This window comes from Candidatus Binatia bacterium (assembly GCA_023150935.1).
Classification (GTDB): Bacteria; Desulfobacterota; Binatia; order HRBIN30; family HRBIN30; genus JAKLJW01.
On the sequence record JAKLJW010000043.1, the window covers coordinates 1 to 22,293 of the forward strand.

17 protein-coding genes are annotated in these 22,293 nt (G+C 68.4%); 12 read left to right on the forward strand and 5 right to left on the reverse strand.

Going from position 1 to position 22,293, the window contains the following annotated elements; translation table 11 throughout:
- Positions 1-16: 16 nt before the first annotated feature.
- Together L6Q96_19180 and L6Q96_19185 are read right to left on the reverse strand one after the other, a co-directional pair.
- Positions 17-445: a hypothetical protein gene (locus tag L6Q96_19180; protein ID MCK6556676.1), complete on the reverse strand. Its 429-nt coding sequence runs from the start codon at positions 443-445 to the stop codon at positions 17-19.
- Between the two features lie 34 nt (positions 446-479).
- On the reverse strand, positions 480-3,479 hold the full coding sequence (locus L6Q96_19185; GenBank protein ID MCK6556677.1) for a S8 family serine peptidase: 3,000 nt from the start codon (positions 3,477-3,479) through the stop codon (positions 480-482).
- A 253-nt stretch (positions 3,480-3,732) separates the two neighbouring features.
- On the opposite strand from L6Q96_19185, the gene L6Q96_19190 reads away from it, so the two are divergent.
- From L6Q96_19190 to L6Q96_19210, 5 genes are all read left to right on the forward strand, one after another.
- On the forward strand, positions 3,733-4,353 hold the full coding sequence (locus L6Q96_19190) for a PadR family transcriptional regulator (protein MCK6556678.1): 621 nt from the start codon (positions 3,733-3,735) through the stop codon (positions 4,351-4,353).
- A gap of 28 nt (positions 4,354-4,381) precedes the next feature.
- Entirely contained in the window at positions 4,382-6,964 is a 2,583-nt protein-coding gene (locus L6Q96_19195) for an ABC transporter permease (protein MCK6556679.1), read from the forward strand.
- A gap of 4 nt (positions 6,965-6,968) precedes the next feature.
- On the forward strand, positions 6,969-8,027 hold the full coding sequence (locus L6Q96_19200; protein MCK6556680.1) for a hypothetical protein: 1,059 nt from the start codon (positions 6,969-6,971) through the stop codon (positions 8,025-8,027).
- A 71-nt stretch (positions 8,028-8,098) separates the two neighbouring features.
- The gene (locus L6Q96_19205) at positions 8,099-8,833 is read left to right on the forward strand and encodes an ABC transporter ATP-binding protein (protein MCK6556681.1); all 735 of its coding nucleotides are present in this window, start codon (positions 8,099-8,101) and stop codon (positions 8,831-8,833) included.
- 382 nt (positions 8,834-9,215) lie between these two features.
- Positions 9,216-10,754, forward strand: coding sequence for a hypothetical protein (locus L6Q96_19210; protein ID MCK6556682.1), 1,539 nt, complete (start codon positions 9,216-9,218; stop codon positions 10,752-10,754).
- 198 nt (positions 10,755-10,952) lie between these two features.
- Here the strand turns inward: L6Q96_19210 and L6Q96_19215 are convergent, their stop codons facing one another.
- Positions 10,953-13,517 (reverse strand): ATP-binding protein, encoded by a 2,565-nt coding sequence (locus tag L6Q96_19215; GenBank protein MCK6556683.1) that lies wholly within the window; start codon positions 13,515-13,517, stop codon positions 10,953-10,955.
- 210 nt (positions 13,518-13,727) lie between these two features.
- Positions 13,728-14,321: a hypothetical protein gene (locus L6Q96_19220; protein MCK6556684.1), complete on the reverse strand. Its 594-nt coding sequence runs from the start codon at positions 14,319-14,321 to the stop codon at positions 13,728-13,730.
- Positions 14,322-14,541: 220 nt separating this feature from the next.
- On the opposite strand from L6Q96_19220, the gene L6Q96_19225 reads away from it, so the two are divergent.
- From L6Q96_19225 to L6Q96_19255, 7 genes are all read left to right on the forward strand, one after another.
- Complete coding sequence (locus tag L6Q96_19225; protein ID MCK6556685.1) at positions 14,542-15,912, forward strand: glutamate-cysteine ligase family protein; 1,371 nt, start codon at positions 14,542-14,544, stop codon at positions 15,910-15,912.
- Positions 15,913-15,934: 22 nt separating this feature from the next.
- Positions 15,935-16,738 (forward strand): SAM-dependent chlorinase/fluorinase, encoded by an 804-nt coding sequence (locus tag L6Q96_19230; protein ID MCK6556686.1) that lies wholly within the window; start codon positions 15,935-15,937, stop codon positions 16,736-16,738.
- On the forward strand, positions 16,735-17,787 hold the full coding sequence (locus L6Q96_19235; protein MCK6556687.1) for a site-2 protease family protein: 1,053 nt from the start codon (positions 16,735-16,737) through the stop codon (positions 17,785-17,787). Before L6Q96_19230 ends, L6Q96_19235 begins: the two co-directional genes overlap by 4 nt.
- On the forward strand, positions 17,784-18,239 hold the full coding sequence (locus L6Q96_19240; GenBank protein MCK6556688.1) for a cytidine/deoxycytidylate deaminase family protein: 456 nt from the start codon (positions 17,784-17,786) through the stop codon (positions 18,237-18,239). Before L6Q96_19235 ends, L6Q96_19240 begins: the two co-directional genes overlap by 4 nt.
- A 5-nt stretch (positions 18,240-18,244) precedes the next feature.
- Positions 18,245-19,594: a CBS domain-containing protein gene (locus L6Q96_19245; protein ID MCK6556689.1), complete on the forward strand. Its 1,350-nt coding sequence runs from the start codon at positions 18,245-18,247 to the stop codon at positions 19,592-19,594.
- The gene (locus tag L6Q96_19250) at positions 19,570-20,913 is read left to right on the forward strand and encodes an Nramp family divalent metal transporter (protein ID MCK6556690.1); all 1,344 of its coding nucleotides are present in this window, start codon (positions 19,570-19,572) and stop codon (positions 20,911-20,913) included. Before L6Q96_19245 ends, L6Q96_19250 begins: the two co-directional genes overlap by 25 nt.
- Positions 20,914-20,983: 70 nt before the next feature.
- Positions 20,984-21,274, forward strand: coding sequence for an alcohol dehydrogenase catalytic domain-containing protein (locus tag L6Q96_19255; protein MCK6556691.1), 291 nt, complete (start codon positions 20,984-20,986; stop codon positions 21,272-21,274).
- Here L6Q96_19255 and L6Q96_19260 read toward each other — a convergent pair.
- The gene (locus L6Q96_19260; protein ID MCK6556692.1) at positions 21,161-22,246 is read right to left on the reverse strand and encodes an alcohol dehydrogenase catalytic domain-containing protein; all 1,086 of its coding nucleotides are present in this window, start codon (positions 22,244-22,246) and stop codon (positions 21,161-21,163) included. The two genes, L6Q96_19255 and L6Q96_19260, sit on opposite strands and share 114 nt — an antisense overlap.
- Between the last annotated feature and the right edge of the window lie 47 nt (positions 22,247-22,293).

Genomic DNA, 22,293 nt, shown 5'->3' on the forward strand with positions numbered 1-22,293 from the left:
ACCCTTATTTAAGACCCTAAATACGACTCCTGTCAAGTGTATTCAAGTGCTTCCGCGGGTCCGACCCCGGAGGACCCGGGCCGACCTCCAGGGTGCCCGCTGACTCGCGCTCCGGCCCGTCGCGGGCCATGTAGGCCCGATCTCCGAGGATAACCAGGCCCCTGATCCACGTCTTCGGGGCCGCGATTTCGTATGTGCAGTCGATACGGCGGCACCGCACCGGCGGCCTGACGACTCCTGCCCGGGGCAGGATGTCGTCGACCGCCAGGGTCCGCGTGTCGATCGCCACCAGATCGGAGAACGGCGTCGCGGAGTACAGGCACTCCTCCCCGCGACCTGCCGCGGGAAAAGCGATCGCCCCGGCGCTCAGCCACACACTCCCGGCGGCCGCCACGCACCGTGCCCTCCACCGCCGAGGACGTTCTCCGGAGCGGGTCGCTGTCATCACCGGTTCCTCCACGCGCCGTGGCATTGCGGTCTCAGAAGCTGTTCATATCGAGCAGAAAGAGCTGGTCGGCGATCTGCTCCTGCGAGTCGACGAACAGCACCCGCGTGCCCGACACGTCCAGATGCGTCATCGCCAGTGCCGACTGCCCGAAGGTGAGTTGCTGCGACGGCTCGTTCGCCGACAGATCGTGCGTGAACAGCACCCACGGCCCGTCCTGAAAGGCCGTCCACGCCACCAGCGACCCGTCGATCGCCGGGCAGCCGTACACCCACGGCCGATCCGTGAGCGTCCGCGTCGTTCCCGACCCCAGGTGGTGCGCGTAAATGTGCCCGATCGGCACCCAGAACGGCAGCCCGCCGCCCACCAGCAGCGAGCTCTCGTGCGCCGCCCACACCACCCAGTCGCCGCGCATCGCCGCACAGACCGCCCGCGTCGTCGGCTCGATCGCCCGGGTCTGCCCGGCGGCAAGATCGTGTACCCACAGACCCGGCCGCGATGCCCCGGACCAGACGTGCCAGACGACGCGCCCGTCATCGACCACGGGTCCTTCGAGCGGGTCCGTGCTCTCGTGTATCGTGGTCGTCGTATCGGTCGTCAGGTCGTGCGCGACGATGCGCCGGCTGCTGCCGGCGTACTCGCGCCAGGCCGCCCAGGTGCCGCTGATTGTCGGGTTGTAGCGGGTTCCTTCGACCGCAGCGCCGAGCTGGCGATCGGCGCCGGTCTCGAAATCGTGGTAGCGGATCTGGTTCACGCCCCCGCCGGCGTCGCGATAGACCATGTGGCGCTCGTCGCCGGCGTCCAGCGCGGGCGAGTCAGTCCCGACCGCGCCGCGCCAGTCCGGCTGCACGCTCTGGAGTGTGTGCGTGTAGACGGCACGCTCGGCGGGGCCCTGCTCCGGAAGTTCCTCCGCCGCAACCCGGCTGCCGGAGATCGTCGGGTTGAGGTACTTGGCGTTCTGGTTGGCAGTGAGCGCCGCGAGCGGCGGCTGGATCGCGATGTAGCGCACGGTGCGCACCCGCCGCGTCAGACTGCCGCCGATGGGCCGGGCCGTCCCGCACACCGATGCCGACCCCGAGACCTGTGGGATGCGATAAACGCCTTCGAAGATGAGCGTGCGCACGCCCGGGCGGGCGCCGGCGAGGCTCAGGCTGGCCAGCGTGCCGATCCCGGTTCCCGCTCCGCGCGCAAGCCGCCGCGTGTCGCGCGTCTCCGGCGCCGACCCGGTCCCGGCGAACACCTCCCACTTCGCCGGGCTGCCGAACACCTGCCCCTCGATCGGCACCGTCGTGTGCATGCCGAGTTTGAAAATCCGATCCGGTTCCGGCTCGGTGAGCACGTGCAGCGGCAGGTCCGCGTGTCGCAGTGCCCGATCGGCCCGCAGTTGCCCGTAGCCGATCTGCTCCCTGGTGAATCGCCGCGAGTAACCGGACGCCTGCAGGGCATAGCGCACGTCCAGCGTCGAGAAGGACGGGTTGCACGCCTCGAGCAAAGCGGCGATGCCGGCAACGTGCGGCGCCGACATGGACGTACCCGCCTGGCGGACGTACTGACCTCCGACAATGAGGCGGGGCTCGTCTTCCAGGCGCAGGAACGTAGGGTCACGTTCGCTCGACAGCGGCGCCAGGATGTTGTGTACCGGGAACGTGAACGATGGCGAGCCATCCCCCTTCCGCCCGCCGCCCGGGGCGGCAATTGCCACCGTCTGGCCGAAGTTGGTGCCGCGGCCGTCGCCGAAGTCGGCGGCTCTGCGTTTGTAATCGGTCGCGGCGACCACCACGGGGCTCGACATCGAGTCAGACATCCGTTGCGGACTGCGCAGGTAAACGTCCTGGTTTTCGTTACCCGCGGCGAACACTACCACGCTCCCGAGCGTGGTGGCCACCCGTACGGCGTCCTCCGCAACCGGGTTGTACAGACACGGGTCCTTGCACGCCCAGGAGTTGTTGATGATGTCCGCCCCCATGTTCGCCGCATACACGACGGCCTGGGCAAGGTGCGAGACGTACCCCGTCATCTTCTTGTTCAAACCGCGCAGCACCATGATTTGAGCCGCCGGAGCCACGCCGATGGTCCCGATGCCGTTGTTACCCTGGGCGGCAACGATGCCGGCGACGTGGGTGCCGTGGCCGTTGATGTCGGTGGGGTTGTTGTCGTTGTCGACGAAATCCCACCCGAAGAGGTCGTCGACGTAGCCGTTCAGGTCGTCGTCGCCGCCGCCGATCGATTCGTTCGGATTCAGCCAGAACTGTCCCGCCAGGTCCGGATGCGTCATGTCCACGCCCGAATCGACTACCGCCACCGTTATTCCCTGTCCGGCGGTGTATTGCCACGCCGATTCGGCGCGCATGCTCTTGAGGCCCCAGAGATCGTCGTAAGGCTGACCGAACGACCCGCGCGAACTGTAGTACGGATCGTTCGGTGCGGTGCTGTCGCCGACGGCGACGAAGTCCGGCTGGCACGCCGCCACGTGCGGGTCCTTCAGGTACTCCGTACACACCGCGAACGGGTCGCGGTCCGCGGCCAGCTCGAACCTGTACCAGCTCGTCATGTCCGGCGGGGGCGGGCTCCCCTCCGGGATGCGTGCCGTGCGCCCGGGGAACCGTGCCCGCACCGCCGCCAGCCGATCTTCCGCCATCGCCCGCGCCGCATCGCCCGCAAGGTCGTGCCGATCGGCAAACAGCGCCGTTGCTCCGGTCACCCCAAACTCCGCATTCAACCGGTCGACCCGCGTCGGTGCCCCGATCATCGCCGGCGCAAACGGCTGGCCCTGTTCAAGCAGGCAGTGTGCGCACTGGGTGAACGAGTCCTTGAACTTGATCAGCACCCGTCCGAGTGCCACCTCGCGCGTCTCCGTACCCGCCGCCGCACCGGCGAGACCGATGCACAGCGCCGCGGCCGCCAGGGCGGTCCCACCCGCCCGCCGCGGCGGCGCGGGAGCGCGGCGCGCGCCTCCCGGCGGCTCATGGCGCCGGCGCTTCGTGCCGCCGAAACCCGACTCGCTGCGATTCCTCTGCCGTACGTGTTGTGACATCGCGTCCCCTCCTCTGTGCGGCACCCTTGCTCACGGATCGGCGGGGGCTGTCAATATCTTCATTACAGCTATCCACAAAGCTATGCCGCGCATATATTCATAACAGTTCGCTTCGAAGCTATTCCCGGCAGGCAGTCGGGAATGGCTGTGGCGAATAGCTGTCGTGAAGCTATGCGCCGCAGCTACCCAGAATCTGGTTGACGGGTGCAAGCGCGGCCTAGTAAGAGGGTGCACCGGTCGTGAGGGGGTTCCCATGGTCGTTCGTTACATGGTGCTGGGTCTGTTGCGCGATGGCGCTCCCACCCACGGGTATGCGCTGGTCAAGGCGTATCGGGAACGTTCCGGCTCGCAGATCAACAGCGGCAACTTCTATCGCGAGCTGCGGCGCCTGGTTGCCGATGGAAGCGTGCGGCTGCTCAACACCGACTCGCAGCCCGATCCGCGCCGCCGGCAGGTCGAGATCACCCCCGCCGGCCGCCGCGAGTTAGATGCGTGGTTCGCCGGCCTGAGCGATCCGCCGGCGCCGGACGGCCAGGACGACCTCACGCTGCGCACCATGTTCATCGCCAGCATCGAACCGGCTATGGCACGGCGGCTCCTCGCACGCTGGCGCGACGGCCTCTGGCTGCAAAGCAAGGTGCTCGAACGCGCCCGTGACGCTGCCGCCGAGGCCGGCGAAGACAACGGCTTCGCGCTGCGGCGCAGCGTCATCGCCCGCCGGCTGAGGCATGTCGTCGCCGACCTCGACTTCCTCGAGGAGTTGCAGACCGCGCTGGGCCCACGGCTGTCCGGAACGGAGCCCGCCGCCGCGGGGCCGCCGGCTTCCGCCGTAGCGCCGGCAGTGGCGGCGAAGCGGAGCGGCCGCCGCCGCTGACCGGGGGTTTTCGGGGATGACCCGGCGCATGTACCGCACCCGGCTCGATCTGCGCATGTCGCGCCGCTTTCTGCGCGGCAGTGCCGGACGCATGGTGCTCACCGTCGTTGCCCTCGCCCTCGGCGTTGCCCTCGTCTGCGCCTTCGACCTCGTCAACCGCGCCGTCCTGCGTGCCTTCGTGGAAATCGTCGATACGATGGCCGGCCGCGCCGCCTTGCAGGTCACCGTTCCCGACGGCGGCCTGTTCGCCGAGAACGTCGCTGCCACCGTCGCCGCCGTCCCCGGTGTCGAACGCGCCCTTCCGGTCGTTGCCGCAACCGCGTTTACCGTCGAGGACCCGCCCGTCTCGCTCACCATTCACGGCTTCGATCTCACCGACGACGACAACGCCCGCGTCTACGAGCCCGCCGACGGCCATGTCGCCGGCATCGACGATCCCATCGTCTTCCTCAATCAGCCCGACTCGATTATCGTTACCCGCGACTTTGCCGCTCGCCGCGGCCTGGGCGAGGGAAGCCGCCTGCAACTCGATACCCCCACCGGGCGGCGCTGGTTCACCGTGCGCGGCCGGCTCGAGCCGCGCGGCATCGGCCGCGCCTACGGCGGCAACCTGGTGCTCATGGACCTGTTCGCCGCCGAGGCCGCGTTCACCCGGCCCGAGTTGGTGAACCGCGTCGACGTCGTCGTCGCCCGCGACGCCGACGTCGGCACCGTTGCCCGCGCCATCGAGGCCGCGCTTCCCGCCGGCCTGCGCGTCGAGACGCCGGCGCAGCGCAAGGCCGACCTGCACGCCGTCATGCGGTCCCTGCAGACACTCTTGCAGGCGCTCGGTCTGATCGCCCTTGCGGCCGCTTTCATGATCGCTTTCAACCGGCTGAACGCCGTCTTCGAGCAACGCCTGTGGATGTGCGGGGTGCTGCGGGCCATCGGTGCGCGCCGGCGCGCCGTGTGGTGGATGCTCGTCAAGGACGGGGTCCTGCTCGGTCTGGCCGGCACCGGGCTCGGCATCGGGCTCGGGATCGGACTCGGCCGGCTCATCCTGCCGGTGGTGGCGGCGACCACGGCGCTCAACGCCCGCCTCGTCGCGCCGGCCGCCGAGCTGTCGGTACGCCCCGCGTCGCTGGCGCTCGCGATGGCGGTGGGCCTGAGTGCCTCCGTACTGGCGGCGCTGCTGCCCGCCTGGCGCGCTTCGGGCGTGAGTATCATCGAGACCATCCGCGGGCGCGGGACGGAAATGCCGGCGTCGCGCCGCCGGTGGCCGTGGCTTGCGGCGGTACTGACCGCTGCCGCCCTGACGGCCGCCGTCGTCTTGCAGGCAACAACCCGCGACGCGCTGTGGGGGATCGCCGCCACGGTCCTTGCCGTCGTTGCCATCAAGGTTCTTTCCGGGCCGTTCTTGCGCTTCGCCGGCAGCCCGGTGATGTGGCAGGTCGCGCACCGTGCCGGTGGCCTCGGGCATTTCGTGGCCGCCAGTATGGACGTGAACCCGCGCCGGAACGCGCTGGGTATCGCGACGATCGCCATTGGCCTCGGGGCGGTGTTCTGGCTCGGTATCGTCGGCTACTCGTTCGAGACTTCGGTCGTGCGTGTCCTCGACGAGGCCTGGCGCGCCGACCTCGTCGTCAGCTCGGCGCACTTCGGGTCGGGGGCGCTGGAGACGCCGATCGACGACCGCTTCGGCGACACGCTGCGCGCGGTCGAGGGTATCGAGTCGGTGGTTGGCATCCGTCTCGCCAACTGGGAGTACCGCGGCGGACCGATCGTTCTTGACGCCTTCGATCCGGCCTATTTCCGCGACCCGGAGTTCGGGCAGTGGCCGTTGCTCGGGGCCCACCAACCCGGCGTGTGGGAGGCTGTGGCGGCGGGCGATTCGGTAATCGTATCGAGCAATTTCGCGCAGAACCTGGACGTGAGCGTCGGCGACACGCTGGTGCTGGACACGCCGACCGGGCCCTTGCGCCTGGCGGTGGGCGGGATCACCACCGACTTCGCCTCGCCGCGCGGCACGGTGGAAATCAGCCGCGCGGTGTACGCCCGGCGTTGGAACGATCCGCGGGTGACGCGGTTTTTCGTTCAGGTCGCGCCGGGGCACGCTACAGAGGCGGTGCGCGAGCGCATCGCGCGGGCGATGGCGGCAGCCGGCGGCGCGTGGCGGGTGGTGTCGTCGGGCGAGCTGGTCGAGTACTGGCGCGGCCAGATTCGGCTCGCCTTCGCTTCGGTGTACGTGCTGGCGGCGGTGATCTTCGCGGTGATTCTGTTCGGCATGGCCGACAACCTCACTGCCAGCGTCGTCGACCGGACGCGGGAGCTCGGCACGGTCCGGGCCCTCGGCGTACGCCGCCGCCGGGTCGCGGCGATGGTCGTCGGCGAGGCGCTGGCGATGACCGGCATGGGGTTGGCGCTGGCGTTCGTGCAGGGATTCGGGCTGGCCGTATTGTGGGTGAAGGGGACGATTCCGTTCCTGCTCGGGTGGGTCGTCGAGCTGAGCGTACCGGCCGTGCCGCTCGCGGCGATCGCCGTCGTGACAGTCATGAGTGCGATTCTGGCGGCCGTCATTCCGGCCCGCCGGGCGGCAGCCATCGAACCGGCGGCCGCCCTGAGATGGGAGTAGAACGATGACAACTGTGTGCAGTTTGGCCACCGCGGAGATCGAGACCACGGTGTCGGCCGCGGACACCAGGGAGTTTCTTGCCTCCATGTTGCCACCGGAGCGGGCCGCGCGGTTCAGTCGGTTGGTCGACGAATCGCGCATACGGCAGCGTCAGGCCCTGGCGTCATACGACGACTTGCGGCGACTCGACACAATCGAGGCGCGCAATGCGGAATACGTTCGGCAGGCGCTGCCGATTGCTGAGCGAACGGCGCGCCAGGCGCTTCGCCAGGCAGGGATTGCTCCGGGTGACGTCGACGTCTTCGTCGTGACGACGTCGACCGGCCACAGCGTGCCTACGCTGGACCGGCACCTCGGTCCCCGACTGGGCCTGCGGCCCGACGTACGGAGCCTGTTCCTTCACGGTCTGGGCTGCGCCGGGGCGGTGCGCGGCGTGGCGCTGGCCGGCGACTTGTTGCGCGCCCGCGCTTCGGCCGACAACGCGCTCGTGGTCAGCGTCGAGCTGGCGTCGCCATGGTTGCAAGTGGCCGAGCCGTCGCCCCAGGATATCCTCAGCAACATCGTGCTCGGTGACGGAGGCGGAGCGGTGGCGGTCGGACGCAGGGCGCCGCGCGCGGGGCTGGAAGTGGTCGCCCATGAAACCGAACTGTGGCCAAATACGCTTGGCGCTCGCGGGGCGATGTTGACGCAGTCAGGGTTACGGCACTTCGCGTCGCCGGCGTTGGTTCGTACGCTGCGCGCGCGGCTGCGGAACACGGTCGAGAGGTTCTTGACGCGGCACCGGGCATCGCCTCGCGAGCTGCAGTTCTACGTGCTGAACCCGATCGACCACCGCATGTTGGAGCTGATCGGTTCCCTTCTCGGCATCTCGGCTGAGGCGATGCGTCCGGCGTGGGCAGCGTGGGAGGATTTCGGCAACACGCTCTCGGCCGGACCGTTGTACGTCATGGATGCATTGCGGCGGTTGGCACGGCCGGCGGACGGCAGTCTGGGACTGGTGGTAGTGCTCGGTCCGGGAATGACCTGTGACCTGATGTTGCTCCGCTGGCAGGGAGGGTTGTGAAATCGAGCGCGGCGGAGGGAAGGAATCGGTGATGGAAAGCGCTCCATTCGAGGGGACACGGTGATTCACGCATGTCGACACATGACACGCCGGCCATTGTACTGGAGGGAGTAACGAAGCGGTACGGCAGCGAGGCAAGCGCGGCGCTCGACGACGTAACGGCTCGGGTGCCGCAGGGCGAGTTCGTCTCGGTCATGGGTCCGAGCGGCTCGGGCAAGAGCACGCTGCTGCACATCATTTCCGGGCTGGAGGTGCCCACCACCGGGCGGGTGTTCGTCGATGGGCGCGACCTTGCCGGGTTGTCCGACGATGCGCGCAGCGACCTGCGCCTGGAGCGCATCGGCATCGTGTTTCAGAACTTCAACCTGTTCCCCAGCTTCACCGTCGAGGAGAACGTCGCCTGGCCGCTCGAGTTCCGCGGTGTGCGGGGGCGCGTGGCACGCGGCCGCGCACACGATGCGCTCGAGCGGGTCGGGGTCCACGATTCGTCCTGGGGCCGGCTGCCGGTAGCGCTCTCCGGCGGCGAGCAGCAGCGAGTGGCGGTGGCGCGGGCCATGGTAACCGAGCCGGCCCTGCTCCTCGCCGACGAGCCGACCGGTAACCTGGACTCGCGCAACGGCCGCGCCATCCTCGACCTGCTGCGCGGACTGAACCGGGAAGATCGACTCACCATCGTGCTGGTGACCCACAGTACCTACGCCGCTACTTACGGGCAGCGCACCATCGAGATCGAAGACGGCCGCATCGTGCGCGACATCAGCGCGCCGCCCGAACCCTCGGCGCGGGTCCTGCCGCTGCGCAAGTGAGGGCCGCGGCACGCCGTCGCTGGTGGGGAAGCATGTCGACGTTGGCAACCCAACGCCGAAGCTCACCAGCCGGCGCGGAAACGCGACGCTGCCCGCCTGCGCGATCGACCCCGTGGTGCCGGACCGGTGGAGCATATTGTTGGGCATGGTCCCGGCCGTCAGTTCCCCTCGGGGTCGGAATCGGTATCGGCATCGGCATCGATCCGTTGCCCGGCGTACCCGGAGGACGCACTCGCATGCTCGCCGCTTCACGGGGTGCCGATGCCGCACCGGGTTCCGCGTACTGACCTCGTATGTATTCGTCCCTGAACAACGTGCCTGCGGAAAGTCATTCTCGCGGGTAATACCGCCGGCCGATCTTGTAGAACCCGACCTCAGGGCCATGGACATCCGGGGACGACGACCGCGCCCGGCGCGGGGCTGGCGGGCGGTGGCCGTCGTCGCGTTGCTGCTTGCCCCGGCGTGCGCCATTGCCTTCGCGGTGGACACGGGTGCCGGGCGCTGGAAGCTCAACGGCTACGCCGAAGGGTACTTCGTCGTGCCTACCGACGCCGACTCGCAGCGGCAGCGCCCGGAAGGCATCCTCGACCTCACCGTCGCCGGCGATCTCTGGCGCACGGTGCGGCCGGTGCTGGACGTGCAATTCCTCGCCGGCGGACCGCCCGAGAACGCCACCGGGTTCGGCGTCTTCAACTTCCACGACGCCTTTCAGAACATCTCCCCGAGCATCGACTTCGAGGAGGGCTACGTCGACGTGGCCTTGCGCTGGGCAGACATTCGCCTCGGAGTGCAGAAGTTCGCCTGGGGCCGCCTCGACACCGTCCACCCCGCCGATATCGTCAATCCGCGCCAGTTCAGCGATCCGTTCATCACCGACGAAACCGACGCCAAGATCGGCATCCCGGCGGCGAGCATCACGGCGCCGGTCCCGGCAATCGATCCGCTGTTTACCGACGGGTATCTGACGGCAATCTGGGCGCCGATCCCCATCCCGTTCCGCTTTCCACTGCCCGGGGAGCGCTGGTTCCCGCCCGCCGCCAGTGTTCCCGCCACCGTGTCGATCCCGCCGGGATATCTCGGCCGGGGCCTGCCCGGCGCCGACATCACCGCCGACTTCTCCGCGCAAAACGCCCCGGCCGGCCAGCGCCTTTCGGCCGGGGCAGTGGGGTTACGCTGGACGGCTCTAACCGCCGGGGTCGACTGGTCGCTGTACTTCTACAACGGCCGCGAAACCGCGCCGGCGCTCGATCTCTCGACGACCATCCGCCTGGCCGCCGATCGGCCCGGCGCGACGATCGCGCTCGACGGTGACGCCGTCGTCCGGCCTCGTTACGGCGGCATCTGGCTCACCGGCGCCGATGCGGCCTTCGAACTCCTCGGCGTCACCGCGCGCGCCGAGGCCGTGTACGGCTCGAACCGGTTTGTGCCGCGCTCCACCGCGGATCTGCTCAGCCTGTCGAACATGCGCCGAGCCATCGGGCCGGACGCCGCGGAGATCCTGGCGCAACTGATCGCCGGCGAGACGGTGCCGATCGATCTGGGCGAACTCTTCCTGCGCCGCGACGTCGTCGAGTGGGGGCTGGGGGCGGATTACCCGTGGCGCGGCTGGGTGCCGGTGTTGCAAGTGAATCAGACGGTCGTGCTCGACAACGACCGGGCGCTGCTGTTGCCGGACGTCGACACGCGTTTGCTCGGCGCGTTACGGAAGAGCTGGTTCACGGACCGGCTCGCTACGGAGGTCATTGCCATCCAGAGCTTCGAACGCAGCTCGACGGTGGCCGTCGCCCGTGCAACCTACTCGCTCACCGACGCACTGCGCCTCCGTTTCGGCTACCTCGCCATCGGGGGCTCGCAGAACACCCTCGTCGGGCAGTACAAGGCCAACGACGAGCTGTTCGTGCAAATCCGCTACGCTCACTGAGGCGCCGTAGCGAAGGCCGCCCGCCGGGCACGAACCGTTTAGCTGAGCGGCATTGAGGTTAAGGGCGACCTGCACTCCCGAGTCCGGTCATGGCGCGCCATCTATCACGTTACGGTCGGCAATGTGGCCACCCGCGGCGTGTGTCGCCGGCGCGCTGACCGCTCGGCAACCCCTGGGGCGAGGCAGTGCGTCGGTTCCCTACGCGGCCGCCCGTTCCTGCTGGCGCAGGGCGCGGAGCACCTCGCGGATCTGCGCCGACGTGCAGGGCTTGCTGAGTGTCGGCTGCGGCGGGAGCTTGCGCTGGAGGTCGCGATTGTCGAGACGCCACAGACCGCCGGTGACGAAGGCCACACGGCGAGCCTGCTCGGGCCGCGTCGTTACCAGACGCTGGAAGACGTCCTGCCCCGAGATGTCCGGCAGCCGCAGGTCGAGGAAGATGGCGTCGAACTCCTCCTCCGCCAGGATCTCCAGCGCGTCGTTGCCGGTTGCTGCCCGCCGCACCGTAAGCCCCTCCTTGCGGAGCATGTCGGTAAGTGTGTCGGCAACCTCGGGATCGTCGTCGACCAGCAACGCCGTGCGCTGCACGAACCCGGACTCGTCTTTCCCGGTGGGCAGGGTGAGGGTGAAGGTGGTGGGTACTTCGGGCGCACTCTTTGCCGTTAGCGACCCGCCGTGCGCGTTGACGATCGCGTAGCTCACGCTCAGGCCCAGGCCCGTCCCTTCCGTCTTGGTGGAAAAGAAAGGATCGAAGACCCGCGACAGAGTGTCGGACGGGATGCCGGGACCGGTGTCGCGCACATCGAGCGCTATGGCCCCGCCCACCGGGTAGATGCTCACGGTCAGCGTGCCGCCTTCGGGTTGCATCGCTTGCATGGCGTTGGTGAACAGGTTCACCAGCACCTGCTGGATCTGCTGGGCATCGACCTCCACCGCAGCGAGGTCGGCCGGAAATCGGGTCTCGCTCTGGATGCGGTTGCGGCCGAGGTCGTGGGCCATCAGATCCAGCGTGCTCCGAACCAGGGCGCGCAGATCGACCGGACCGCGTTCCGGCGGCCGAGGCCGCGCGAAACCGACCAGTTGCTGGACGATCTCGGCGATGCGCCGGCCCTGAGTCTCGACGCGCCCGAGGGCGTCTTGCAGGGTGGCGACGTCGTCGGCATCGCGCGCGAGGTCGGTCTGGCCGAGAATTCCGACCAGCGCGTTATTGACCTCGTGCGCCACGCCGGCGGCGAACTGCCCGGCGGTAGCGAGTCGATCCGTGCGGGCCAGTTGCTCCTGGAGGCGCTTTTGTTCCGAGACGTCCTCGATGATCGCCACGGAGCCCTCGATCCGGCCGTCGTCGCCGGCGCGGATCAGGTTGACGTGGAGCGACGCCTGGAAGGTCGCGCCGTCCTTGCGCCGGGCGACGATTTCGCCGCGCCAGTCGCCGTGTTGCAGAGCCGCCTGTATCGCATCGACCTGTTCCGCCGACACCACCGCGTTAAGCGACAGGCCGTCGCGCCCCTGGATCTCTTCCCATGTGTAACCGAACATCCGCAGGAACGCCGGGTTGGCGAAGACAATGCGTCGATCCCCGTCCGCAATCAGGACGGCTTCGCTGGTGCTGTCGACGGCACGGACCAGCCGCCGGCTCTCGTCGGTGAGCCGGCTGCGCTCGAGGGCGACGGCGGTTTGCCCGGCGATGCCGTCCGCAATGGTCAGGTCGCGCTGCGTGAATCCCTGGTCGCCGCTCCGGCGCGCGAACTGAAGGACGCCGAAGAAGCGGCCGCCGCTCAGCAGCGGCGCGGTCAGTAACATGGCGGCGGACGGGCCGCCGAGCCGTTCCATGCCGCGCGGAGCAATCACCGCGCAGTGGCCGAGGCGGCGCACCCACTCGAGATCGGGCACCTCGGCCGGCGTCAACCGCATCGCCAGCAGATTGCGCGTGGTCGCGCCGTCGACCCCCGAGACCGCCGCGCCGCGGTAGGTGCCGTTCTCTTCGTTCCACAGGAAAACGCCGCAGTAATCGACGCCGAGAACGCGCGGCGCGACATCGACGACCTTGATCAGGATCTCGTCGAGCCGGGTGAGGCGGCTCACCGCTTCGCTGACGGCGAGCAGGGCGCTGGTTACCGTGGCGGCGGCGCGGGCCTGCGCGAGAGCGTCCTGAGCGCGTCGTTCCTGCGTACCGACCTCGCGTTCCTTGACGACGACCTGGTTAAAGAACCACATCGCCCCGACAAGGATCATGCCCAGAACCGTTACCCGGAAGCCGAACTCGATCGGTCCCTTCAGCTCGGGCGTGACGGCGTCGATCGGCAGTACGCTCCACAACCCCAGCAGTTGCCCGACTCCCAGACCGGCAAAGCTGACCACCGTGAACACGGTCGAGGCAATGCCGGTTGCCGGTCCGTAGATGAACGCGTAACCGGCGACCTTGAAGAGAACCACCAGGACCACCGGGCTGTCGAGGCCGCCGGTGCAGCCGACGGCGGTGGCGACGGTGGCGAGGTTGACAAGGACGTCGGCTCCGACCAGCCGAACGTCGATCCGTCCGGCGCGGTATTCCAGGCAGAAGATCGAGTTGGCGACGAAGTACGCAACGAAGACCACGTGCACCGGCCACGCCTCCGGCGCCGTCGGCAGGAACACCTCGTTGAAAAGAATCCACGTCGCGAGTCCGATGACGACTCGCGACACCAGTACGAAGTACGCCGTCTGCCGGATCAACTCGCGATTGAGATTGTCCCGCAACGCGTACCGCCGGGTGTGCGACCGTGGCACGCCGCCATCGTACCCGGACCGCCGGTCACGCCGCAAGCGGCGACCGGGCGGTCCGCAGGGCACGGCAAAGTCGTTCGTCGAGGGGCGAACGGTTTTCAGGCCTTACGGAACCTGGAATCCGTTCGGGCCGAGTAGCCGCCTTCTTCTGGCGGCGTATCGAGGCTCCGTCAGCGACTTTGCCGTGGCCCCGGGGCGGTCCGGGTGCGACGGCTACAACTTCTGCGCCTTGGGCTTGGCCGCGGCCGGCTTCTTGCCGGTGGGGGCGTCTTCAGGCGAGCAGGGATTGTACGACTGCGGTAGCATGAACATGGCGAAGTACGGATCCTCGCCCCGTTTCGAGTCGGTGTGCGCCCCGATGTCCACCGTCAGCGGCGTCTTGCCCTCCCGTTCGGCCGTTGCTCCCAGCATCATTCGGAACGTGCCGTCGTCCAGGGTGCGAGTGCGCACGCCCCAGCCGTTCGGCAGGAACAGCTTCACGAAGCGCTCCTTGACCGGCTGCCCCTTGGCGTCCTGGAGTTTGCCGGTGACGTGGATATCGAACGGGTAGCGAATCAGCACGTTCGGGTTGGCCTTGACGAAGCATTGCCCGCACGGTTTGCCCTGCAACCAGCCGTTCTCGGCGCCCTGGTCGCACGGGCCCTTATCGGTCGGCCGTGCGCAGTCGTTACAGAAGACGATCGTACCGAAGACGCGCCCGTCCGCGGCCTTGACCTCCACCTGATCGGTGGCCGCCGCCAGACCGAGCGCCGGCACCAGCCAGCCCGCCAGGGCAGCAAACCCGATTGCGATCCACCTCGTCTGCATGATTCGCCTCCTCCTTACCCTCGTAATGATGACGCCACGGCGCCCGCCGGCGGCTTCGGCCGTCCGCGTCTGCACAAACCCACCTGCGGCAGGTCGGCCCTTGGTATAGTCGACGCATCGCACCTCCTCAACCGACACGGCGCGCGCCGACCGCCACCCGCCTTGCGACAGGTCGCGCCATGGGGGTATGGTTTCGCCGTACTTCAGCCCCGGTGACGCCATGTCGCAGTACATCGCCGAGAGCGGTGCCCCCAAGCCGCTGGAGCGGTACGACCAACTGGTCGAATACTTCGAGCAGGCGTGCAAACCGCGCGCGCAGTGGGGGATCGGCACCGAGTACGAAAAGGTGGCCGTCCGGGCCGAGACGGGCGAGGCGGTGCCGTTTACCGGCGGCATCGAGGAGGTGCTGCGCCGGCTCGCCGACCGCTATGCGTGGGAGCCGATTTTCGAGGACGGGCGCATCATCGCGCTCAGCGGGGCCGATGCCGCCATAACGCTGGAACCGGGCGGTCAGCTCGAGCTCAGCGGCCGGGTGTGCGACAGCCTGCATTGCACCCGTGCGGAGTTCGCCGAGCATGTCGCCGAGGTGGTGACGGTTGGTGCCGAACTCGGCATTGCGTTCCTCGGTCTCGGCATGCAGCCGTTCAGCCCCCTCGAAGCGATCGAGTGGGTGCCGAAGCGCCGCTACGCCATCATGGGCCCGCACATGTTGCGGGTCGGTACGCTCGGCCAGCGCATGATGAAGCAGACGGCCACCGTGCAGATGAACATCGACTACGCCAGCGAGCGCGACGCAATGGCGAAGTTGCGCACGGGCATGGGCATCGGAGCGCTGCTGACGGCGATGTTCGCCAACTCGCCGATCAGCGACGGCGCCCTCAATGGCTTCCTCAGCTATCGCGCCCACATCTGGACCGACACCGACCCGGCACGTTGCGGTTTGCTGCCGTTCGTCTTCCGTTCTACGGCGAGCTTCGCCGACTACGTCGACTACGCCCTCGACGTGCCGATGTATTTCGTCGTGCGCGGCGACCGCTGGATCGACATGACGGCGTATACGTTCCGGCGCTTCTGGCAGGAAGGCTGCGGCGGGGAACGTGCCACTCTCGACGACTGGAACGTACACCTCACCACGTTGTTTCCCGAGGCGCGCATCAAGCGCTACATCGAGATCCGGTCGGTCGACAGCCAACCTCCGGAGCTGATGCTCGCCGCCCCGGCGATGGTCAAGGGCATCTTCTACGATGCGGATTGCCTCGATGCGGCCTGGGACCTCGTCAAGGGCTGGACCTGGGAGGAGCGGCTCGAGCTGTACGCGGCGGCCCCACGGTCTGCCCTGCGCGGTCGCGTGCGCGGCATCGAGGTGCGCGAGTACGCGTGGGAGCTGCTGCGAATCGCCGAAGCCGGTCTGGATCGGCAGCGTCCCGCCGGCGGTGCGGCGGAAAGCGAAGCGGTCTACCTCGAACGCCTGCGCGATCTGGTTCGCCGCGGCCGCTGCCCCGCCGATTCGCTCGTCGAGAAGTGGACGGGGGTCTGGGACCGTGACGCCACGCGCCTGGTGGCCGGTACGACCTACCGCATCGCGGCGTGAGGCACGCGAGCCGGCGTGCCCCATGCGGCCCTCGGGCATCGTTACCCTACTGACCGACTTCGGTACCGCCGACGCGTACGTCGGCGTCATGAAAGGCGTCATGCTCGGGATCGACCGGGGCCTGCGGATCGTCGATCTGACGCACGCGGTCCCGCCCCAGGCGGTGCGGGTCGGGGCGCTCCTGTTACGCCAGGCCGTAACCCATTTTCCCGCCGGCACCGTGCACCTGGCCGTGGTTGACCCCGGGGTCGGGTCGGCGCGCCGGCCGGTGCTGGCGGTGTGCGACACCGGTTACCTCGTCGGGCCGGACAACGGCCTCTTGGCGCCGGCGGCGGCCGTCCTGGGGGTGCGCGAGGTCCGCGCTCTGGAAAACCCTCGCTACTTCCGTGCGCCGGTATCTCGAACTTTTCACGGCCGCGACATCTTCGCCCCGGTAGCCGCGCACCTCGCCTTCGGCACGCCCCCGGAGGCTTGCGGGCCGCCGCTGACCGCGCTGGCGCCGCTGTCGTTGCCGGAGCCGGCGGTAACTGCCGGCGGGATCGCCGGCGAGGTCTTGTACGTCGATCGCTTCGGCAACCTGATCACCAACATCGATGCGGGGCTGCTCGCGCGCTTCCGTGGCGGAACCCTTTCGGTTACGATTTGTCAGACGCTGGTGGCCGGACCGGTTGCCGCCTATGCCGCGGTACCCGGTGCGACTCCGCTCGCGATCGTCGGCAGTTGGGGTACGCTCGAGATCGCGGTGCGCGACGGCAACGCGGCGGACTATTTCGCTGCGGCGGCGGGGACTCCCGTTACCGTGGCCTGGGAGCCGGGTAACGAATGAATCCCGTCAGCACGGAGCCTCCGTTCCGCATCTATCCGCCGCCCGAGCGGGGCTCGTTCGGACCGCACGTAGCATCGCGGCGGCCGGCGACGCGCGGGCCCGCGGTCAATGTGGTGTTGTTTCTGCTCACGCTTCTCACCACCTCGCTCGCCGGCGCCTTCCAGACCGGTGCCGACCCGCTCGAGGATCCGGCGCAGATCGTCGCCGGGCTGCCGTTCGCCCTCACCCTGTTATCGATCCTGGCGATTCACGAACTCGGCCATTACGGCCTGTCGAAGATCCACGGGGTGCGCGCCTCGCTACCGTATTTCATCCCGGCGCCGCCGATCCTCATTGGTACGTTCGGCGCCTTCATCCGCATGCAGGCCCCGCCGCCAAACCGCCGGGCCCTGTTCGATGTCGGCGCCGCGGGGCCCTGGGCCGGGATGATCGTCGCGATTCCCGCCGTGCTGGTGGGGTTGCGCTTGTCCGAGGTGCGCCCGCTCGGCCTCGATGACGGCGGGTTGCTGCTTGGCGATTCGCTGCTCTTTCAGGGCCTGACCTGGCTTGCCCTGGGGACGACGCCCGACACGGCGACTATTGTGCTGCACCCGATCGCTCTTGCCGGGTGGTTCGGCCTGTTCGTGACCTTCATGAATCTGCTCCCCGTCGGTCAACTCGACGGCGGCCACGTTGCCTACGCGATGTTCGGCCGCTGGCATCGGCTGGTTTCGCGCGTCTTCGTCGGGGTGATCGCCGCGCTCGGGTTCATGGGCTGGCAGGGGTGGTTCGTATGGGTGGTGCTGCTGCTGATCATCGGCTTCGATCATCCGCCGACTCGCGACGCGTGGACGCCGCTCGACTGGCGCCGCCAGGTGGCGGCGTGGCTCACCGTGGGTGTGTTCGTAGCGACGTTCATGGCCGAGCCGATAGCCGTCGCCGAACCGGCGCAGCAGTTCGAAGGGGAGCGCATCCCCGTGGCGTGGCACATGGATCGGGCGCCGCGGCCGCGCGGGGGATTGCTGGTGCCGTTCCGGGTGGCGGCCCGGGGGCGGGGGATTCCGCTATGACCGAGCGGCCAACCTGGGATCAGTATTTCATGACCATCACCCGGCAGGTGGCGGAGCGGTCGACCTGCCTGCGGGCGCGCGTCGGCGCGGTCATCGTGCGCGACAAGAACATCCTGGCCACGGGGTACAACGGGGCCCCGGCCGGGTTGCCGCACTGCACCGAGGTGGGCTGTCTGGTCTACCGGTCGCAGACCCCGACGGGCGAAGTCGAGGAGAACTGCTTTCGCACCATCCACGCCGAGATCAACGCGATCGCTCAGGCGGCCAAGAACGGCGCGGCGATCCGCGACGCTTCGGTGTACATAACGCACACGCCCTGCATCCATTGCTTCAAGGTCCTCATCAACACCGGTATCGTGCGCATCTGCTACGAGAAGGAATACAAGCTGCAGAGCATTGAGCCGCTGCTGCGGTATGCCCCGCAGGTGCAGTTGCAGAAGGTCGAGATTTGAGCGCCATGGTCGAAGTCGCGTCCGGCGCTGCCGCCGGCCCCACCCCGCTGATCGCCGAACCCGAGTTCGGCTTTCTCTTCCTGTCGTCCGTGCTCGACAAGCCGGTCGAGGACGCCGAGGGAGTGCGGGTCGGCCGCCTGCACGATCTGGTCGTGGCGATGGCGTCGACATTTCCTCCGGTGGTCGGTTTCGTGGTTCGGCGCGGCCGCTGGGATCCGTTCGCCCTCAGCGGCCGCTGGACCGACGTTGCCGACCTTGGCGGGCCGGCGATCCGGCTTGCCGTGGGCGTGCGGGCGCTGACGCCGTCGGCCGGCAGCGACGCGGATGGGGAAGTGCTCGTGCGGGCCCAGCTTCTCGACCGGCAGATCGTCGACATAAACGGGGCGAAGGTGGTGCGTGTCAACGACGTCCACTTCCTGCGCCTCGGCCGGGCCGAGCTGCGCCTGGTCCACGTCGACGTCGGGACGCGCGGTCTCGTGCGCCGCATGGGCTGGGAGGCGCAGCTCGACGGCCTCGTGCGGCGTCTGGCGCCGCGGTCGCGGTACCTGTCGGCCGAACGGTTGATTCGCTGGCAGTACGTGCAGCCCCTGTCGCTCGATCCCGATGCCCAGAACGTCCGGCTCAGCGTCGTGCAGCGGGATTTGAAGAAGCTGCACCCGGCCGATCTCGCCGAGATTCTCACGGATCTCGACGGCCACGAACGCTTCTCGATGTTCCGTTCGCTCGACACCGAGACGGCGGCCGACGCGCTGGCCGAAGTCGACGATCCGCGCATTCAGACCGAGCTGCTGCAGATGGTGTCGCCCGATCATGCCGCCGACATTCTCGAGGAGATGCAGCCGGACGAAGCCGCCGATCTGCTCGGCGAGTTGCCGGACGAGACCAGCCGCGCGCTGTTGCACAAGATGGAGATCGAGGAGGCGCGGGACGTCCGTGAGCTGCTGAGCTACGCGCCCGATACGGCCGGCGGCATGATGACCACCGAGTTCGTCGCCCTGCCCGCGGAGATCGCCGTCGAGGAGGCGTTTGCGCGGCTGCGCCGCGAAGCGCCCGACGTCGAGAACATCTATTACCTGTTCGTCGTCGATGCCGAGGGGCGCCTGGTCGGCGTGCTCAACCTGCGGCACCTGATTCTCGCGGAACCGACGGCGGTGCTGCGCGACATCATGCTCGGGACGCCGACACTCGTCCATCACAACGACAGCCGCGACACCGTGGCGGAGATCGTCGAAAAGTACGATCTTCTCGCCCTGCCGGTCGTCGACGACAACGATACGCTGGTCGGAATGATCACCGTCGACGATGTCGTCAGTCACATTGCGAAGCAGGCATGGCGGCGCAAACTGGCACATTGAGACGCTGGCTGGCGCGGGTCCGGGATGCGGGGCGCGAGACGCGCACTCGGCATCCCGGTCGGCGGCGGTGGCTGGGGCGGATACGGGCGTTGGTGCCGGCGCGCCTGCTCGTCATTCTCTCCGTCGTCGGGCCCGGGATTATCGTCTCCAACGTCGACAACGACGCCGGCGGAATCACGACTTATTCGCTGGCCGGAGCGCACTTCGGTTACAGCCTGTTGTGGGTTCTCCTGCCCCTGACCGTGGCGCTCGTGGTCGTGCAGGAGATTTGCGCGCGCATGGGTGTGGTTACCGGCAAGGGTCTTGCCGACCTGATCCGCGAGCGCTTCGGGGTGCGCGCGACCTTCTATGTCATGGCGGCCCTGTTGCTAACGAACCTCGCCAACACGGTGGCGGAATTCGCCGGCGTGGCCGCGGCGCTGGAGATCTTCGGCGTCAGCCGTTACGTGTCCGTCCCCGCCGCCGCGGCGTTCGTGTGGTGGCTGGTGGCGTACGGCACCTCGCGGCGAGTCGAAAACGTCTTCCTCGTCGCCTGCCTGTTCTATGTCTCGTACATCTTCTCCGGCTTTCTGGCGCAGCCACCGTGGGGTACCGTGCTGACACGGCTGGTGGTGCCGGAGATTCACTGGGAGACCGGTTACCTCGTCATGCTGGTTGGGCTGGTCGGGACGACGATCGCGCCGTGGATGCAGTTCTATCTACAGTCCGCGGTGGTCGAAAAGGGCGTGCGGGTCGCGGACTATCGCTATACGCGTTACGACGTCGTGGTCGGGTCGGTGATCGCGGTCGTTGTCGCCATGTTCATCATGCTGGCGTGCGCCGCGACACTGTACGAAGCGGGGATCGGGATCGACACGGCGCAGGACGCAGCGCTCGCGCTGGAGCCGCTGGCGGGGGCGTACTGCGCGGCGCTGTTTGCGTTCGGGCTGTTCAACGCGTCGCTGTTCGCGGCTTCGGTGCTGCCGCTGTCCACGGCCTATTACGTCTGCGAAGGCTTCGGCTGGGAAACCGGGATCGACCGGAAACTGCGCGAGGCGCCCCAGTTCTTCGGGCTGTATACGGCGCTCATCGGCCTCGGCGCGGCGTTCATTCTCGTGCCCGGCTTCCCGCTGCTCGAAGTCATGTTCGTCTCGCAGGTGATCAACGGGGTATTGCTGCCGGTGATCCTGGTGTTCATGCTGTCGCTGGTGAACGATCGGACGCTGATGGGCCAGTACGTGAACACGCGGGCGTACAACGTCGTTGCCTGGGGCACCTCGGGCATCGTCACGGTGCTCAGCGTGGCCATGGTGGTGAGTCTGGTTCTCGGCGCCGGATGACGGGGGGACGGCTGGGCGGTTGGGGTAGTCGCGCGTAACCGGTTTCGGGCACGGGTCGGCGATGAAATGCATGCTGCTTACCGCACCGGCGCCGATCGACACCGCGCCGCTGGCGCTGGCCGACCTGCCGGTGCCGGAGCCGCGAGTCGACGAAATCCTCGTGCGCGTCGAGGCTTGCGGCATTTGCCGGACCGACCTGTACGTCATCGAAGGCGAATTGCCGCCGCGGCGGACGAGCGGCCGCCCCTTACCCGTCAAGCACGATAACCGTGCGGCCCGGTCCCGCGGTTTCGGCCTGCATGGCGCCGAAGATCTCGTTGACGTCATCGAGGCGCCGGCGCGCCGAGATCAGGGGTGCTAGCGCGAGCCGCCCCGCCGCCGCCTGCTCGGCAAGCTCGCGCAAGCCGTCGATCGGATCGATGTCGCCATAGAACGATGCCTTCACCGTTTTCCCGGTGCGGTGAAAACCCCGCGCCGGGAGGCGCAACTCGTCGCTGTCGAACGCGCCGATCACGATCAGCCGCCCGCCGGGAGAGAGCATCTCGAATCCGGCACGTGCGGCCGCGACCTTGCCCGTGGTGTCGATAACCACGTCGAAGCCGGCATCCGCCGCCCCCGTCTCGCCGGCCAGCCTGGTTTCGGTTGCACCGAGCTTGCGCGCCAACTCGAGATTGCCGCTCTGCACATCGACGGCGAGCACCCGGCCGGCGCCGCAGGCCCCGGCTCCCTGGATGGCCGCCAGACCGACGCCGCCGACACCCAGTACGGCGACCGACTCCCCGCGCTGCACCCGACCGGCGCGCACCGCCGCACCGTAGCCGGTGGCCACGCCGCAGCCCAGGATGCAAGCTTCGGCCACGGGCAAGCCGGCGGGCAGCGGCACACAGGCGCGCGCCGGCACCACCGTGTGAGCGGCAAAACCGGAGAGCAGCGAATAGTGGTACACGGACTGACCGCCGAACGAGATGCGGGAGGTGCCGTCGAGCAGCGTGCCGGCAAACAAACTTCGGAACACCGACGGGCAGAGCTGCGGCAGGTTGCGCCGGCACGTCGGGCAGCTGCCGCAGTAGGGCAGCCACGTCAGTACAACGGCGTCGCCGGCAACGACGTGATCGACCTCCGGCCCCACGCTCTCCACGTGACCGGCTACCTCGTGGCCGAGCACGATGGGGAATTGCCCCGCCGCATCTTGCCAGGCGTGCAGGTCGCTACGGCAGACGCCCACCGCGCCGACGCGCACGAGCGCTTCGCGCGGCCCGGGCGGAGCGAGATCGATCTCCACCAGTCGCATCGGCTCGCCCGCCGCAAATGCAACCGCCGCTCTGGTTTTCACGTGGCTGCTCCTTTTGTTGCCGGCCGTACGAACTATCCCTGCCGGCC

Bases quoted from the DNA above. Each gene is read 5' to 3' on its own strand.
- L6Q96_19210 (MCK6556682.1), top strand. From the start codon at position 9,216: ATGGACATCCGGGGACGACGACCGCGCCCGGCGCGGGGCTGGCGGGCG.
- L6Q96_19250 (MCK6556690.1), top strand. From the start codon at position 19,570: ATGGCGGCGCAAACTGGCACATTGAGACGCTGGCTGGCGCGGGTCCGG.
- L6Q96_19240 (MCK6556688.1), top strand. From the start codon at position 17,784: ATGACCGAGCGGCCAACCTGGGATCAGTATTTCATGACCATCACCCGG.
- L6Q96_19235 (MCK6556687.1), top strand. From the start codon at position 16,735: ATGAATCCCGTCAGCACGGAGCCTCCGTTCCGCATCTATCCGCCGCCC.
- L6Q96_19255 (MCK6556691.1), top strand. From the start codon at position 20,984: ATGCTGCTTACCGCACCGGCGCCGATCGACACCGCGCCGCTGGCGCTG.
- L6Q96_19185 (MCK6556677.1), bottom strand. From the start codon at position 3,479: ATGTCACAACACGTACGGCAGAGGAATCGCAGCGAGTCGGGTTTCGGC.
- L6Q96_19245 (MCK6556689.1), top strand. From the start codon at position 18,245: ATGGTCGAAGTCGCGTCCGGCGCTGCCGCCGGCCCCACCCCGCTGATC.
- L6Q96_19180 (MCK6556676.1), bottom strand. From the start codon at position 445: ATGACAGCGACCCGCTCCGGAGAACGTCCTCGGCGGTGGAGGGCACGG.
- L6Q96_19205 (MCK6556681.1), top strand. From the start codon at position 8,099: ATGTCGACACATGACACGCCGGCCATTGTACTGGAGGGAGTAACGAAG.
- L6Q96_19225 (MCK6556685.1), top strand. From the start codon at position 14,542: ATGTCGCAGTACATCGCCGAGAGCGGTGCCCCCAAGCCGCTGGAGCGG.
- L6Q96_19230 (MCK6556686.1), top strand. From the start codon at position 15,935: ATGCGGCCCTCGGGCATCGTTACCCTACTGACCGACTTCGGTACCGCC.
- L6Q96_19220 (MCK6556684.1), bottom strand. From the start codon at position 14,321: ATGCAGACGAGGTGGATCGCAATCGGGTTTGCTGCCCTGGCGGGCTGG.
- L6Q96_19195 (MCK6556679.1), top strand. From the start codon at position 4,382: ATGTACCGCACCCGGCTCGATCTGCGCATGTCGCGCCGCTTTCTGCGC.
- L6Q96_19200 (MCK6556680.1), top strand. From the start codon at position 6,969: ATGACAACTGTGTGCAGTTTGGCCACCGCGGAGATCGAGACCACGGTG.
- L6Q96_19190 (MCK6556678.1), top strand. From the start codon at position 3,733: ATGGTCGTTCGTTACATGGTGCTGGGTCTGTTGCGCGATGGCGCTCCC.